Here is a 14853-nt window from a genome sequence, read left to right as displayed (position 1 = left end):
TCGCATTGCTAATCTCCTCTGGTTTCTGTGTGGATGGTGCGTGAGGTCGTGGCGGCCCCGTGGGTCACGGGCGCCGCGGGTTCGGGTTCCGCGGGCTCCGGCGCCGCGGATTGGGGGCCGCGTGCGCGGCGGGCACGGAAGGCGACGGCGGAGTAGGCCACCGCAGCGATGATGATGACGCCCTGCACGGCGTCGCGCAGCGTCGACGGCACCCCCGCGATGTTGAGGAGCATGAACAGCGCCTCGAGCGTGAACGCCCCGGCGACCGCACCCACGATCCAGCCCCGGCCACCGCCGAGCACGACGCCGCCGAGCACGACCGCTGTGATGGCGGTGAACTCGTAGCCGCGGCCGACCGACGGGTGCACGCCCGCATAGCCGACCAGCAGCACGGCCGACAGCGTGGCCGAGAGCGAGGAGATCACGAACGCGCGCGTGGTGACCCAGGCGCGGCGGGCACCGGCGTAGTCCACGGCCCTGGCGTTGTCGCCGATGGCGATGAGGGTCTTGCCGAGCGGCCGCTTCGTGAGGACGATGCCCAGCGCGAGCCACACGATCAGCAGCAGCACCGCCCACGGGATGAAGTCCAGCAGCGGCACGTCGCGCAGGCCGCCACGTCCGATCTCGCGGAAGCTGTCGGCGGGGTTTCCGGTGGCCGCTCCCCCTGTCCACCACATCACCCCGCCGAGCAGCGCGAGCATCATGCCGAGCGTCACGATGAACGACGGCACCTTCAGCAGCGTCGTGATCAGGCCGTTCACGAGCCCGACGGCCACCGCGAAGACCACCATGAGCAGCAGCACCGGGATGGTGCGGGCGTCGTCCTGGCCCACCAGGTTGCCGGCGATGATGACCTGCGCCGTGATGAGCGAGCCCTGCGACAGGTCGAACTCGCCGGCGATGATCACGAAGTACTGCCCGATCGCGACGATGGCGATGGGTGCGACCCGCTGCAGGAACCGCATGAACTGCCCCGGCTCGGCGAAGCTCGGGTTGAGGATCGTGACCGCGACGAGCAGCACCACCAGCAGCAGGAACACGGCGCCGCGCGGGCTGACGAGGGTGCGCAGGGCCTTCATGAGCGCGTTCCTTCCGTCGTGGAGCCGGGACTGGGCGCGAGCTCCCGCGCCGCCGCCGCCATCTCGGCCTCCGCGGCTCTGGCCGCCGCATCGCCCCCGGTGCGCGTGCCCCCGGCGCCGAAGCGCGGGCGACGCCGCACGATCGCGCGACGGCTGTACACCGCGACCGCCGCGACGATGACCACGCCGCGCACCACGTCCTTCAGGAACGGGTTCACCTGCAGCACGCTCATCACGTTGTCGACCACCGCGAGGATCGCGACGCCGCCGATCGTGCCCCAGATGGAGCCGCGGCCGCCGAGGAGCAGCGTGCCGCCCAGCACGACCGCGGCGATCGAGAGCAGCGCATAGCCGCCCTGCTGCCCCACCGTCGGGCTGCCGACGCCGAGGCGGCTCGCGAGCAGCAGTCCGGCGAGCCCCGCGAACACGGAGCACAGCACGTGCGCCCAGATCAGCGGCATCCGCGTGCGCACGCCGCTGAGCCGTGCGATCTCCGGGTCGCCGCCGACGGCGTACAGGTGCGCGCCGGTGCGGGTGCGGTTCAGCAGCACCCAGACCACCACGGCGAGCACGATCATGATGATCGTCGACACCGGGACGGGCCCGACGCCGGTGGCGCCGATCAGCTGGAACGCCCAGGGGACGTTGCCCGCCGAGCCCTCGAAGTTCGTGTTGAGGATGCCCTGGAGGATCAGCCCCACGCCGAGCGTGGCGATGAAGCCGTTCACCTTGAGCACCGTCACGATCACGCCGTTGAGCAGCCCGATGCCCGCGCACACCAGCAGCGTGACGGCCACGGCGACCGGGATGTTGCCGGGGTTGCCGTTCATCAGGGTGGCCGCGAGCAGGCTCGACAGGCTGATGACGTAGGTGACGGAGAGGTCGAGCGACGCCCCGAGCACCACGAGCGTCTGCCCGATCGCGACCAGTCCGAGCACGCTCATGCCGGTCAGCACGTCGCGGATGTTGCCGGGGCTGAGGAAGTTGCGGCCGACGGTCGCGACGAGGATCGCCCCGACCACGAGGGTCAGCACGAGGATGCCGAGCACGATCACGGTGGAGTCGATGCGCAGCCGGGGGCGGGTGGCGGTGGTCATCGCTGGCCTCCCTCGGTCGAGCGGCGCGCATCCGCACCGGTCGCCGCGGCGAGGATCTCGTGCTCCGGGGAGCCCGCGGGCAGCTCGGCGACCAGCTCCCCGTCGTGCATCACCAGGATGCGGTCGCTCATGCCGATCACCTCCGGCAGCTCGCTCGAGACCATCAGCACGGCCGTGCCCTGCGCCGCGAGCTGGCGCATCAGCTCGTACACCGCGTACTTCGCGCCCACGTCGATGCCGCGTGTCGGCTCGTCGAACAGCACGATCTGCGGTCCGGTGAGCAGCCACTTCGCGAGCACGACCTTCTGCTGGTTGCCGCCGGAGAGGAACCGCACCTCCTGGTCGAGCCCGCGCGACGACACCTCCAGCGCGCTGAGCACGCCGGGCACCTCGCGGCGCGACGCGGCCGTGCGCCCGGCGAACACGCTGCGCACGACCAGCAGGGCGTTGTCGAGCACCGACTGGCCGAGCGCGAGGCCCTGCGCCTTGCGGTCCTCCGACACGAGCGCGAGCCCCGCACGGACGGCCGCCCGGGGGCCGGTGATGCGCACGGGGGCGCCGTCGATGCGCATCGTGCCGCGCGTGAACGCCTGGATGCCGAACACGCCCTCCACGAGCTCCGTGCGTCCGGAGCCCTGGAGCCCGGCGACGCCGACGATCTCGCCGGCGCGCAGCGTGAGCGACACGCCGTCCACGTAGGCGTTGCCGCAGCCGTCGAGCTCGAGCCGCGGCTCCCCCACCGCGGTGCCCTCGAGCGCGTCGGGGAAGTACGACTGGATGGAGCGGCCGACCATGCGCCGCACGAGCTCGTCGGTCGTGAGCGCCGCGGTGTCGTCGGTGGACACGAGGGCGCCGTCCTTGAGGATGGTGATGCGGTCGCAGAGGTCGAAGATTTCCTTGAGCCGGTGCGACACGTAGAGCACCGCGACCCCGCGCGAGGTGAGCCGGCGGATGATGGCGTACAGCAGCTCGACCTCGCGGTCGCTGAGCGCCGCCGTCGGCTCGTCCATCGAGATGACCCGGGCGTCGAACGACAGGGCCTTCACGATCTCGACGATCTGCTGCTCTGCCACGGTGAGCGAGCCGACGCGGGCCTGCGGGTCGATGAACGACACTCCGAGGTCGTCGAGCAGTGCGCTCGTCTTCGCGTTCATGCCGCGCACGTCCACGAAGCCCGCCCGGCGCGGCTCACGTCCGAGGTACACGTTCTGCGCGACCGTGCGCTCGGGCAGGAGGGTGAACTCCTGGAACACGGTCACGATGCCCGCGTCCATGGCCTGCCGCGGGTGCGCGTGGTGCACCTCTTCGCCGAGGTACGTCAGGGTGCCCTCGTCGGCGGGCTGCACTCCGGCGATGATCTTCATGAGCGTGGACTTGCCCGCACCGTTCTCGCCCACGAGGCCGTGCACCTCACCCGGTCGCACGTCCAGGTCGACGCCGTGCAGCACCTCCACGCCGAAGAACGACTTGCGGATGCCGCGCGCCGCGAGCACGGGCTGCGTCGTCGTGGCGGTCATGCCGTCACCTCCACCCATCGGCCGTCGTGCGCCGCCGAGTCGAGCACGGCCTCGGTGAGCACGGCGGAGCGGTGTCCGTCGGCGAAGGTCGGGAGTCCGTCCGGTCGAGCCCCGCCGATCGCGGCGTACACGTCCGCCACGAAGCCGTTGAACGCGTCCTGATAGCCCATCGCATGCCCCGCTGGCACCCGCTGCAGCCGGGCCGCATCGGCGCCGGCGGTCGCGGGGTCGCGCAGCAGCAGCCGGGACTCCTCGCGCATCCCGACCCAGAGCTCCTCCGGGCGCTCCTGCTCGAACCGCAGGCTCTGCCGCGAGCCGTGCAGCTCCAGGGTGAGGGCGTTCTTCCGCCCCGGTGCCATCTGCGAGATGAGCAGCGTGCCGAGCGCGCCGGAGCCGGTCTCGACGAGCACGGCGACGAGATCCTCGGTGTCGACGGCGTGCCCGCCGCGCTCCGCGTAGACGCGGCGGCTGCGGGCGCTGAGGGCACGGATGCGCTCTCCCGTGACGAACTCGATCAGGTCGCACAGGTGCGAGCCGATGTCGGCGAAGGCGCGCGAGGCGCCGCCTGCCTCAGACCTCACGCGCCAGTCGTCGTCGCCGGGCAGCAGCATCCAGTCCTGGAGGTAGGAGCAGTCGAGGGTGAGCAGGTCTCCCGCCTCTCCCCTGGCGATGCGGGCCCTGGCCTCGCGCACCATGGGGTGGTAGCGGTAGATGAAGGGGACGGCGCCGATGAGGCCGGCCGCGGCGGCCGCCTCCGCGAGCTCGCGGGCGTCGTCCGCGGTGGTCGCGAGCGGCTTCTCGCAGATCACGTGCTTGCCGGCGTGCAGCGCGCGGCGCGCGAGGTCGGCGTGCGTGGCGTTGGGGGTGCAGATGTGCACCACGTCGATGTCGTCGGCGTCGAGGAGGGCGTCGGCGTCGACCTCCGCCCGCTCGGCCCCCAGGGCCTGCGCCGCATCGCGTCCGCCCGCGGCCGACCGGGTGGCGATCGCCCGCAGCTCTCCCCCTGCGTCGCGCGCTGCCGCGCGGTGGACGCGGGCCATGAATCCCCCGCCGAGGATGCCGGCTCGGATCGTCCCGAGACCGGTGTCTGTGACATCCGTTGTCATGTCGGGGAGTCTGACACACTCCGAACGACTTTTGCTAGCTTTTCGTCAAAAGTTGTTCGAACCGAATTCGAAGTTCTGCGTCTGCACTCCGAAGTGCTGTGGTTTACTGACCGAATGGTTGACGTGCTGAGGCCGGTCACGGTGCCCTTCCCGGGGACGGGCGAGATCTTCCAGATCCTCCGAGACGGCCAGGCGCGCACCAAGGCCGAGCTCGCGGCGCTCACCGGACTCGCCCGCTCGACCGTCGCCCTCCGCGTCGACGCGCTCCTCGCCGCCGGGCTCCTGCGGCCGGCGGGCGAAGCCGCCTCCACGGGCGGACGCCCGCCCGCGCGGGTGGCCTTCAATCCCCGCGCCGGACTCTCGCTCGCGGTCGACCTCGGTGCCACGCACGCCACGGTCGCGGTCGCCGATCTGTCCGGTGTCATCCTCGACGCCCGCACGCGCACGATCGACATCGGCGACGGCCCCGAGAAGCTCCTCGACACCATCCTCGCCGACGGCGCCGCGCTGCTCGCGGCGACCGCGGACGGACTACCGCTGGTCGGCGTCGGCATCGGGGTTCCCGGCCCCGTCGAGCACTCGACCGGACGGCCCACGAACCCGCCGATCATGCCGGGGTGGGACCGCTTCGACGTTCCCGCCTATGTGCAGCGGACATTCGACGTGCCCGTGCTGGTCGACAACGACGTGAACATCCTCGCGCTCGGCGAGCAGGCCACGAGCTGGCCCCGCGTCGACGACCTGATCTTCGTCAAGGTGTCCACGGGCATCGGCGCCGGCATCATCGCGGGCGGACAGCTGCAGCGCGGAGCCCAGGGGTCGGCGGGCGACATGGGCCACGTGCAGGTGCCGCGGGGGGCGGGATCCGAGCGCGATCCGGACGACGAGCGCGACCTCGAGGCCCTGGCCAGCGGCTCGGCCCTCGCGATCGCGCTGCGCGCGGCGGGGCACGAGGTGCACAGCGCCTCCGACGTGGTCGACCTGGTACGCGGAGGCAACGCGGCGGCGATCGAGGCGACCCGGCAGGCGGGCCGCGACGTGGGCGAGGTGCTCGCCACCGTCGTGAACCTCCTCAACCCGTCGATCATCGTGCTGGGCGGCAGCATCGCGCGGGCCGGCGAGCATCTGCTGGCCGGTGTCCGCGAGGTCGTGTACCGCCGGTCGATCCCCCTCGCCACCCAGCACCTGGCCATCGTGCAGTCCCAGGCCGGAGACCGGGCCGCGGTGCTGGGGGCGGCGATCATGGTCGCCCGCGAGGTGCTCTCCCCCGCGAGCGTCGACCGCTATGTCGCGGCGAAGGGGTCGAAGTCGGCCGACAGCGCGCCGACCTGATCGAGCGTGCTGGCCACCTCGACGAAGCGGCGCTGTTCCGCGGCCTCCTCGATCGACAGCAGCGTGTCGAGCACGTGGTACGCGAACTCGCCCGTGGCGACGTGCGGGCGGTCGTCCGCGATCGAGCGGACCATGTCCAACAGGCCGATGCCGCGACCGGCGAGCACGCCCTCCTGGGCGACGTCGACGATCTCCTGCTCCACGGGCTCCGGCGGCACGAAGTGGCGCGCGAGCGGGCGGGTGATCGTGATCGGTCCCCCGAAGGTGTTGGGGTCGGGGATCGTGATCGTGCCCTCGGTCCCGGTGATCTCCACGATGCCCTGCCGCACGAGGGGCGAGTCGGTGCTGTAGAGGCTCTGGGCCTGACCGCCGCCCTCGAAGTCGAGCAGCACGCTCAGCGTCGACGGGATCTCGACGGGGAACTCCTGCCCGGCGAGCTCGCCGACCTGCACCCGCCTGGTCGGCGCCCCCTGCAGCCCGAGCGCGGCGACCGCCGCCACCGGGCCGAACACGTGCACGAGCGTCGAGACGTAGTACGGGCCCATGTCGAGCAGCGGACCGGCGCCCTTGGCGTAGAGGAACGCCGGGTTCGGGTGGAAGATCTCCGGGCCCTGCCACTGGAACGTCGTCTGCCCGAACAGCGGCCGCCCGATGTCGCCGCGGGCGATCGCGCGCTTCGCGGTCTGCACCCCGGGGCCGAGCACCGTGTCGGGCGCGGCGCCGATGCGCCGTCCGGCCGCCTCGGCGGTGCGCAGCAGCCGGCTGGCCTCCTCCCGGCTCACGCCGAGCGGCTTCTCCGTCCACACGTGCTTCCCGGCGCGGATGATCGCCTCGGACACCGCGACGTGCGCGGCCGGGATCGTGAGGTTGACGACCACGGCGATGTCGGGGTCGTCGAGCACCACGTCCACGCCGCCCGCCCGCGGCACGCCGTACGCCTCGGCCTGAGAGCGGGCGCGCTCCGGGAGGAGGTCGCCGAGCGCGAGCACCCGCACGTCGGGGAACCGGGTCAGGTTCTGCAGGTACTGGTCGCTGATGTTGCCCGCGCCGATGATGCCGACGCCGACCGCGTCGCCTGTGCGCCCCATCAGCCCGCGACCTCCGCGTCGAGGAACCGCCGACTGCGCTCGATCGCGTCGAACAGGTCGCCCTCGTAGTGGTCGAACTCCACGATGGCGAGCTCGAGCGCGGGGGCCGCCGCGATGGCCGCCACGAGCGGGACGGCGCCGTCGCCCGCGGGCACCTGGTCCGCCGGCGGGTAGGCGTCGAGCAGGGCGGGGTCGAGCGTGCCGTCCTTGGCGTGCACCGCGATCACGCGGTCGCCCAGGCGCTCCAGCAGGGCCACGGGGTCGACCCCACCGCGCGCCACCCAGTAGAGGTCCACCTCCAGCACCACGCGGTCGTCGAGCAGGCCCGCCAGCACCTCCAGACCCGTCACGCCGTCGAACGCGGCCTCGAGCTCGTGGGCGTGGTTGTGGTAGCCGACGCGCACGCCCATCGCGGCGCCGACCTCGGCCGCGGCGTTGAGCAGTCGGGCGGTCTCGGCGATCTGCGCCACCGACTCCCAGCGGGCAGGTTCGGTGTACGGGTCGATCACGGTGTGCATGCCGAGCGTCTTCGCCGCCGCGAACACCTCGGCGGGCGCGGGCACGGGCAGGGTGGTGCCGCTGCCGTCCGGGTTGACGAACGACTCCGACGCCAGGAACGCGTGTCCGGAGGGCGCGGTGAGACCGGCGGCGGCGAGCGCGGCGGCCATCGCCTCGGCCCTGCGCACGAAGTCGTACGGCTCGACGGCCGTGAACCCGCGCGCGGCGACGGCGGCGAGAGTGCCGTCGAGGTCGGCCTCCAGCTGCTCGCGGATGGTGAACAGCTGCAGGGACGTCTGGATCGTCATCGGTCGTGCTCCTCGGGTCGTCGGCGACTCGCGGGTGGTGCCCCGCGCTGGCACGCTATCACCGAATACCTCCACATGGAAGTTTTGATCGCACTAGACTCGGGCCATGCCCTCCTCCTCCGCCGACGGTCCCGAGCGCCCACGCGCCCGTGGCGCCTACGCCAAGGGAATCGCGCGTCGGCAGGAGATCCTCGACCGCGCGATCGAGGTGTTCGCGACCCGCGGCGCCGACCGCACGAGCCTGCGCGCGATCGCCAGCGAGGTCGGCGTCACGCACGCCGCGCTCACGCACTACTTCGGCTCCCTGGAGGAGCTCCTGGTCGCGGTCTACCGCGAGAGCAACGCCCCTGGCCGGCACCCCGAGGCGCGAGACGACGCGACACCCGTGGAGAGCATGATCCTGTCGGCCAGGGTCAACCGCGAGGTGCCAGGCCTCGTGCAGCTGTACTCGGCCCTGGTGGCCTCCGCGCTCGAGGAGGGCCATCCGGCGGCGAGGGAGTTCGCCACCGACCGGTTCGCGCGACTGCGAGCGAGCATCGCCGCGACCGTGCGGCAGCAGCAGCGCGAGGGGCGCATCCGCGACGACGCCGACCCCGAGGCGGTCGCTGCCCTGGTCATCGCCGCCTCGGACGGCCTGCAGACGCAGTGGCTGCTCGACCCCGACGCCCCGCAGCACGAGGCGCTGACACTGCTGGACCGCCTGCTCCGCCCCACCCCGGGCGCCGAGCCCCGACCACCGGAGGATGACCGCGCATGAGCACAGGACGGGTCGTGGTGGGCGGGTCCACCGGATTCATGGGGCAGTACCTCACGGAGCGCCTGCGCGGACAGGGGCGGGAGGTCGTGACGGTCTCTCGCGCGGGCGCCGACCTCGCCTGGACCGATCAGGCCGGGATCGACGCGGCGGTCGAGGGTTCCGCGCTCGTCCTCGGCCTCGCGGGCAAGAGCGTCAACTGCCGATACACGCCGGCGAACCGCGCCGAGATCTTCCGCTCCCGGCTCGACACCACCGCCGCCCTGCGCACCGCGATCGCGCGCGCCTCGACCCCGCCCGCCCTGTGGATCAACTCGTCCACCGCGACGATCTACCGCCACGCCGAGGACCGGCCGATGACCGAGGCGGACGGCGAGCTCGGCAGCGGCTTCTCGGTCGACGTCGCGAAGGCCTGGGAGCGGGAACTGTTCACGGGCGCGCTGCCCGGCACGCGCCGTGTCGCCCTGCGCAGCGCGATCGTGCTGGGCGACGGCGGAGTGCTCGGCCCGCTGCGCACCCTCGCCCGCCTGGGCCTCGGTGGTCCGCAGTACGACGGGCGCTGGCCGGTGAGCCGTGCGCGCCGGGAGGCCGGCACCGCGCATCGCTTCGGCGCGCGCCGCGGTCGCCAGCGGTTCAGCTGGATCCACCTCGAGGATGTGGCGCGGATCGTGGAGTTCCTGGAGCAGACGCCGGCGCTGGAGGGTCCGGTGAACGCCGCATCACCGAACCCCGTGGACAACGTCGCCGTCATGGCGGCCGTGCGTCGCGCGCTGGGGGTGCGTCTCGGCCCGCCGACGCCGCGGTGGATGCTGGAGCTGGGCGCGATCGGCATCCGCACCGAGACCGAGCTCGTCTTGAAGAGCCGGTGGGTGCTGCCCGAGAAGCTCCGTGCCGCGGGCTTCACTTTCCGCCACCCCGACCTCGATGAGGCGCTGCGCTCCTCCTTCGCCGCGTCGACCTGATCGCACCCCGGCGCGCGATCAGGTCGACGTCTCCGGCGAGGGTCACACCGAACGCTGCAGGGCCGGGAACGTCCAGCTCCCGTCGAGGAGCTCGGCCCGCGGACGGTACAGACGAACGAGGTAGTTCCACCCCTCCGGGATCGGGATCACGTTCGGCACGCCGTCGGGGTGGTCGCCGAACCGCACCGTGATGGCGCCGTCGTCGTCCCGGACTCCGGTGATGTTGTTGATCGTGTAGGCACCGCGGTCGTTCGGCTCGAAGAAGCCGTCGGCGTTGTACACCGAGATGGACCAGAACCCGTCCACGGGAACGTCGACCACTCGGAGTTCGTATCGCCCCTGCGGCAGCCGCGGGTCGACTCCGATGTACTGAGCCTCCCAGGAGGGCAGCCCTCCCCACCCCGCCGCGGTTCCGATCAGGTGCCGGACCGGATCGACTTCGGCCTCGGCTCCGAACATGCGGTCGAAGCCGCGCAGGTTCCGCGCAAGAGTCAGCAGCGCCCCGCGTGTCTCGTCCAGGTCCGCGGGGTCGTCGTCGGGGAGGGGGAACGGTTCGGCGGACGCACTGTCGATCCCGAGCTGATCCTGGAGCGCCGTCACGACGGCCACGTCTGCCTGGTCTTCCGGGTCGACGAGGATGCGCACCGCGACCACGACGTAGGGTGTGCCGAACCGCTCGGTGGTCAGCCGGTACTCTCCGGGGTCGTGGAAGACGGCGTCCACGTAGTGGCGTTCGTTGACGACCATCGCCGAGAGGTAGCGATCGCCGTGGTCCGGGATCGTGAGCGTCGCCCCCGCGCGGATGTCGACGACGGCGAAGCTGTAGAGCGTGTCGCGGTTGAGCCGGATGACCGTCTGATGCTCGATCGCGGCCGGCTCCCTGTTGTGTCGGAACCGGTTCACGCCCCCGGCATCGCGCTGCAGGTCGGACATCATGCGGTGGGTCTCGGCGACGGCGAAGTTCTCCACGTTCACGGGTGCGCTCATACCGGCATGATGGCACCGACGCGCACCCCGAGCCAGGATCGTCTCGAACGGCCGGTCTCCGAACCGTCTACGCTCCCGCCGCGGGCGCGTCGCCGTCGTCGCGTCGCCGCTTCTCGAGTTCCTCGCGCAACCGCCACTCCTCGATCTCGCGGTCGAGGTCGGCGATCTGCTGCTCCGTCGTGCGGGTGTCGCGGGGCCGGGAGGGGGGCGCCGTCACGGTGGGTGCGGCGGGTCGTTCGGCCCTCCGCATCCGGGGGATCGCGACGCCGCCCTCGCCGTACTCGCGTCCGAGCGCGAACCACAGCAGGCTTCCGACGAGCGGCAGCAGGATCACGATGATCAGCCACACCATCTTGGGCAGGTGCTTCACCTGCCCGTCGTCGCGGGTGATGATGTCGATCAGCGCACCGACCATCAGCGCGATGATCAGCAGCGAGAACAGGAACGGCATGAGTTCAGGGTAGACGACGGGTCGTGCGCCGCGCCGCCCTAGGGCAGGAGATGCCCGGCGGTGCGGAACAGCTCGTACCACTCGGGCCGCGTGAGGACGACGTCGGCGCCGGCCGCCGCGTCCCGCACGCGCTCGGGGGTCGTGGTCCCCAGCACGACCTGCATCCCGGCGGGGTGCCGCGTGATCCACGCGGTGGCGATCGCGATCGGCTCGACGCCGTACTGGGCCGCGAGCCGGTCGATCACGGCGTTCAGCTCGGCATACTCCGGACTGCCCAGGAAGACACCGGCGTCGGTGCCGCTCTGGAACGGCGACCACGCCTGCACCGTGATGCCGTTCAGCCGACAGTAGTCGACGATGCCCCCGCCGTCGCGCACGATGCTCTGGTCGTGTCCGCCGATGTTCGCTGCGACCGGCTGCGCGATGATCGGCGCGTGGGTGAGCGACAGCTGCAGCTGGTTGGCGATCAGGGGCTGGCGGACGGCCGTGCGGAGCAGGTCGATCTGCGACGGGGTGTGATTCGAGACGCCGAACGCCCTGACCTTGCCGGAGGACTCGAGGTGGTCGAACGCGCGCGCGACCTCGTCGGGCTCGACGAGCGCGTCCGGTCGGTGCAGCAGCAGGACGTCGATGCGATCGGTGCGCAGCGCCGCGAGCGATCCCTCGACCTGGGTGACGATGTGGTCGTAGGAGAAGTCGAACATCCCCTGCGTCGGCACGATGCCGCACTTGGTCTGCAGCACGATCTCGTCGCGCTCGCCCGGGCTGAGGGCGAGCGCCTCCGCGAAGCGGGCCTCACAGCGGTGCATCGCACCGCCGTAGATGTCGGCGTGGTCGAAGAAGTCGATGCCGGCCTCGCGGGCTGTCGCATACAGCGCGCGGATGTGGGCGTCGTCCTTGTCGGCGATACGCATCATCCCGGCGATGACGGCGGGGGCGGTGGCGGTTCCGAAGGGCACGGTCTTCATGGTCGCCACGCTATCGCGCACTCACGGGTCCACGGCAGTCGAGAACGGCAGGAGGTCCGTCACCGGGATGTCGAGCGCCGCCGCGATGCGCGCGAGGTCGACCATGGTGAAGTCCACGCGCGCGTCGAAGAGGTCGTGCAGTCGACGAGCGGAGATGCCTGATCGATCCGCCAGCCGGTCGAGCGACACTCCGGCGTGCAGTCGCGCCGCCTCCACCGTCGATGCCATCGTGTGACTCAGTTCTGTCCCCATACGCCGACACTACCCCCACACGCGGACGCTCACTCGGGAAGAATGAACCGATATGACGGCATCTTGATCTCGGAGCGCTGCTAGGGTGTGCCGAATGAGGACACCTGCCGAGCAGTTCAACGAGGCCGTCGGGCGGCAGATGCGGGCCGAGATCGCCGCCGCGCGCAGCAGCATCGCGGCGATGGCGCGCAGCGTGGGGATCGCACGCAGCGCCCTCGACAACTACGTCACCGGAAAGCGCGCGATCCCGGTGCCCGTGGTCTATGCCGTGTGCGCGACTCTCGGGATCGAGCCGCACGTCCTGGTCGCGAGAGCCGAGGAGCGCCTCGACGCCGACGGCACCACCGCCATCATCACTCCCCTGCGCCGCACCGCCGATGTCGCCACCCCGCGCGACAATACCCGCGAGGTCGCCTTCGAATCCGACGAGCGGCACGACGCCGACACCGACGACCTCTACGACTGACGCCGACGACCGTGGGAGGACGCACATGCAGCAGCTCCTCCTGCGCGCCGAAGACCTCGGTCTGCGCGTGATCGAGCGCCCGGGACGCACGCGCGGCGGGTTCGACCCCGCGACCGGCACCATCCGCCTCGCGCCGGGCATGAGCAGACGGACGGCCCGCAGCGTGCTGGCGCATGAGCTGGGTCACGCACATCTCGGTCATCGACCCACCGAGGTCCCCCACACCCGCGAACGCCAGGAACGGGCGGCGGACGAATGGGCCGCCCGGCTCCTCCTCACACCGCAGGCGTATGCCGCCGCCGAGCGGGCTCGCGGCGCGCACCTCGCGAGCCTCGCCTTCGAGCTCGATGTCACGGTCGAGATCGTCGTCGCCTTCCAGCGTCTGCTGCGCCAGGGGACCACCGCGACCCGGGCGGCGTGAGGTCCACCCGCATCGCGCTGGTTGAATGGGGACATGGCCTTCCTCGTCCCGCCCGCCCCCGTGACCCTGACCGGCGACCTCGTCGAGCTGCGTCCCCTCGATCGCTCCCACATCGACGGGCTGGTCGACGCCGTCCGCGAGGGCGAGCTGTGGAAGACGGCGTGGTACACGTCGGTCCCGGAGCCCGACGGCGTGGCCGCGGAGGTGGATCGGCGGCTCGGGCTCGTCGACCGCGGCGAGATGCTGCCGTTCACCGCGATCGACGCGAGCGGACGGATCCTCGGCCTCACGTCGTACTACGACATCGTCGCCGACGTGCCCCGGCTCCACATCGGCTACACCTGGAACCGCCCGTCCGCGCACGGAACCGGAACCAACGCGGAGTCGAAGCTGCTGCTCCTGCGGCACGCGTTCGAAACGCTCGGGGTGTTCCGCGTGGGGCTCACCACGCAGTGGGTCAACTTCCAGTCGCGCACGGCGATCGAGCGACTGGGCGCCAAGCAGGACGGCGTGATGCGCGCGATGAGTCGTTACCGCAACGGCGCGCTCCGCGACAGCGTCGAGTACTCCATCATCGAGCCCGAGTGGCCCGCGGTCCGGGCGAACCTGGAGGCGCGGTTGTCCCGTCGGCGCTGAGCGATCGCGCCGACGGGGTCGGCCTCACTCGGTCGGGCTGCCGGTCCAGTTCTTGGAGCGGCGCGTGGCCGAACCGCGCTGCCGCATCGCGAAACCGAGGGCGAGCGAGACCAGGATGATGCCGGCGCAGAAGGTGAGCGCAGCGGCGGTGTCGGGGAGCTCGTGCGCGATCCCCAGCAGCCAGAAGCCTCCGAGGAAGAGGATCATGAAGAACAAGAAGCTGAGGATCACGGGATCTCCTGTCGTCGGTGCCCTACCAGGATAGCCCGGCCCCGGGAAGGCCCTGTGCCGCGGTCACCGGCCCTGGTGTGATCGTCGCATGACCAGTACGCTCACCGCCCTCGCGATCTCCTGCACGCTCAAGCCCTCCCCCGCGGAGTCGAGCTCCGATCTCCTCTCGCGCCAGCTGCTCGACGCCCTGTCCGCGCACGACGTCTCGGGCGACGTGGTCCGGGCCGTCGACTTCGACATCCGTCCCGGTGTCGAGAAGGACATGGGCGACGGCGACCAGTGGCCAGCCCTGCGTCGGCGGGTGCTGGCGGCGGACATCCTCGTGTTCGTGACGCCGACCTGGATGGGCCAGCACTCGAGCATGGCGCAGCGCGTGCTCGAGCGGCTCGACGCCGAGCTGAGCGAGACCGACGACCAGGGCCGCCCGATCCTGTTCGACAAGGTCGCGATCGCCGGCGTGCTCGGAAACGAGGACGGCGCCCACCACATCTCGGCGATCCTGTTCCAGGCGCTCGACGACATCGGCTACACGATCCCCGCCCAGGCCTCGGTGTACTGGAACGGCGAGGCGATGCAGACGGTCGATTACAAAGACCTCGAGGAGACCCCGGAGAAGGTGGCCTCGGCCATCCAGACGGCCGCGCGCAACGCGGCACACCTCGCACGGCAGCTGACCGCGCAGCCGTACCCGGCGTCCTGA

18 protein-coding genes are annotated in these 14853 nt (G+C 71.6%); 7 read left to right on the top strand and 11 right to left on the bottom strand.

Features of this window, described 5'->3' with window-relative positions; all coding sequences use genetic code 11:
* Positions 1-8: 8 nt before the first annotated feature.
* Genes ACWH95_RS16525 through ACWH95_RS16510 form a run of 4 tightly spaced genes read right to left on the bottom strand, consistent with a single transcriptional unit; the run spans position 9 to position 4799 of the window.
* Positions 9-1079, bottom strand: coding sequence for an ABC transporter permease (locus ACWH95_RS16525; protein ID WP_136044830.1), 1071 nt, complete (start codon positions 1077-1079; stop codon positions 9-11).
* Positions 1076-2176, bottom strand: a complete 1101-nt coding sequence (locus ACWH95_RS16520) for an ABC transporter permease (RefSeq protein ID WP_136031092.1) — start codon at positions 2174-2176, stop codon at positions 1076-1078. Before ACWH95_RS16520 ends, ACWH95_RS16525 begins: the two co-directional genes overlap by 4 nt.
* Entirely contained in the window at positions 2173-3693 is a 1521-nt protein-coding gene (locus tag ACWH95_RS16515) for a sugar ABC transporter ATP-binding protein (RefSeq protein ID WP_454121031.1), read from the bottom strand. Before ACWH95_RS16515 ends, ACWH95_RS16520 begins: the two co-directional genes overlap by 4 nt.
* Entirely contained in the window at positions 3690-4799 is a 1110-nt protein-coding gene (locus ACWH95_RS16510) for a Gfo/Idh/MocA family protein (RefSeq protein WP_136044197.1), read from the bottom strand. The genes ACWH95_RS16515 and ACWH95_RS16510 overlap by 4 nt, the downstream gene beginning before the upstream one ends.
* A 114-nt stretch (positions 4800-4913) precedes the next feature.
* Between ACWH95_RS16510 and ACWH95_RS16505 the strand changes: the two genes are divergently transcribed.
* The gene (locus tag ACWH95_RS16505) at positions 4914-6131 is read left to right on the top strand and encodes an ROK family protein (RefSeq protein ID WP_454121030.1); all 1218 of its coding nucleotides are present in this window, start codon (positions 4914-4916) and stop codon (positions 6129-6131) included.
* On the opposite strand, the gene ACWH95_RS16500 is transcribed toward ACWH95_RS16505, so the two are convergent.
* Together ACWH95_RS16500 and ACWH95_RS16495 are read right to left on the bottom strand one after the other, a co-directional pair.
* Positions 6083-7219, bottom strand: a complete 1137-nt coding sequence (locus ACWH95_RS16500; protein WP_454121029.1) for a Gfo/Idh/MocA family protein — start codon at positions 7217-7219, stop codon at positions 6083-6085. The two genes, ACWH95_RS16505 and ACWH95_RS16500, sit on opposite strands and share 49 nt — an antisense overlap.
* Positions 7219-8025, bottom strand: coding sequence for a sugar phosphate isomerase/epimerase family protein (locus ACWH95_RS16495; RefSeq protein WP_454121028.1), 807 nt, complete (start codon positions 8023-8025; stop codon positions 7219-7221). The genes ACWH95_RS16500 and ACWH95_RS16495 overlap by 1 nt, the downstream gene beginning before the upstream one ends.
* A gap of 106 nt (positions 8026-8131) precedes the next feature.
* On the opposite strand from ACWH95_RS16495, the gene ACWH95_RS16490 reads away from it, so the two are divergent.
* Both ACWH95_RS16490 and ACWH95_RS16485 read left to right on the top strand, forming a co-directional pair.
* Positions 8132-8782 carry a TetR/AcrR family transcriptional regulator gene (locus tag ACWH95_RS16490; RefSeq protein ID WP_454121027.1) on the top strand — a complete coding sequence of 217 codons (651 nt, stop codon included), beginning with the start codon at positions 8132-8134 and terminating at the stop codon, positions 8780-8782.
* Complete coding sequence (locus tag ACWH95_RS16485) at positions 8779-9741, top strand: epimerase (RefSeq protein ID WP_454121026.1); 963 nt, start codon at positions 8779-8781, stop codon at positions 9739-9741. Before ACWH95_RS16490 ends, ACWH95_RS16485 begins: the two co-directional genes overlap by 4 nt.
* A gap of 42 nt (positions 9742-9783) precedes the next feature.
* Here ACWH95_RS16485 and ACWH95_RS16480 read toward each other — a convergent pair whose 3' ends face one another.
* From ACWH95_RS16480 to ACWH95_RS16465, 4 genes are all read right to left on the bottom strand, one after another.
* Positions 9784-10728 carry a DUF1214 domain-containing protein gene (locus ACWH95_RS16480; protein ID WP_454121025.1) on the bottom strand — a complete coding sequence of 315 codons (945 nt, stop codon included), beginning with the start codon at positions 10726-10728 and terminating at the stop codon, positions 9784-9786.
* A gap of 67 nt (positions 10729-10795) precedes the next feature.
* Positions 10796-11179, bottom strand: coding sequence for a PLD nuclease N-terminal domain-containing protein (locus ACWH95_RS16475; RefSeq protein WP_136037193.1), 384 nt, complete (start codon positions 11177-11179; stop codon positions 10796-10798).
* A gap of 38 nt (positions 11180-11217) precedes the next feature.
* The gene (locus ACWH95_RS16470) at positions 11218-12147 is read right to left on the bottom strand and encodes an aldo/keto reductase (RefSeq protein ID WP_454121024.1); all 930 of its coding nucleotides are present in this window, start codon (positions 12145-12147) and stop codon (positions 11218-11220) included.
* A gap of 21 nt (positions 12148-12168) precedes the next feature.
* Entirely contained in the window at positions 12169-12399 is a 231-nt protein-coding gene (locus ACWH95_RS16465) for a helix-turn-helix domain-containing protein (protein WP_206253032.1), read from the bottom strand.
* 94 nt (positions 12400-12493) lie between these two features.
* On the opposite strand from ACWH95_RS16465, the gene ACWH95_RS16460 reads away from it, so the two are divergent.
* The 3 genes from ACWH95_RS16460 to ACWH95_RS16450 are packed head-to-tail and all read left to right on the top strand — an operon-like array spanning position 12494 to position 13922.
* Complete coding sequence (locus ACWH95_RS16460) at positions 12494-12865, top strand: helix-turn-helix domain-containing protein (protein WP_136031115.1); 372 nt, start codon at positions 12494-12496, stop codon at positions 12863-12865.
* A 25-nt stretch (positions 12866-12890) separates the two neighbouring features.
* Positions 12891-13286 carry an ImmA/IrrE family metallo-endopeptidase gene (locus ACWH95_RS16455; protein WP_136031117.1) on the top strand — a complete coding sequence of 132 codons (396 nt, stop codon included), beginning with the start codon at positions 12891-12893 and terminating at the stop codon, positions 13284-13286.
* A 33-nt stretch (positions 13287-13319) separates the two neighbouring features.
* Positions 13320-13922: a GNAT family N-acetyltransferase gene (locus tag ACWH95_RS16450; RefSeq protein WP_136031120.1), complete on the top strand. Its 603-nt coding sequence runs from the start codon at positions 13320-13322 to the stop codon at positions 13920-13922.
* Between the two features lie 24 nt (positions 13923-13946).
* On the opposite strand, the gene ACWH95_RS16445 is transcribed toward ACWH95_RS16450, so the two are convergent.
* Positions 13947-14153: a hypothetical protein gene (locus ACWH95_RS16445; protein WP_136031122.1), complete on the bottom strand. Its 207-nt coding sequence runs from the start codon at positions 14151-14153 to the stop codon at positions 13947-13949.
* An 88-nt stretch (positions 14154-14241) separates the two neighbouring features.
* Between ACWH95_RS16445 and ACWH95_RS16440 the strand changes: the two genes are divergently transcribed.
* A complete protein-coding gene (locus ACWH95_RS16440; RefSeq protein ID WP_454121023.1) occupies positions 14242-14853 on the top strand; it encodes a flavodoxin family protein in 612 nt (203 codons plus the stop codon).

The organism is Microbacterium sp. NPDC055502 (assembly GCF_053643635.1).
The sequence above is the reverse complement of the archived record's forward strand: the minus strand, read 5'-3'. Positions and strand labels throughout refer to the sequence as shown.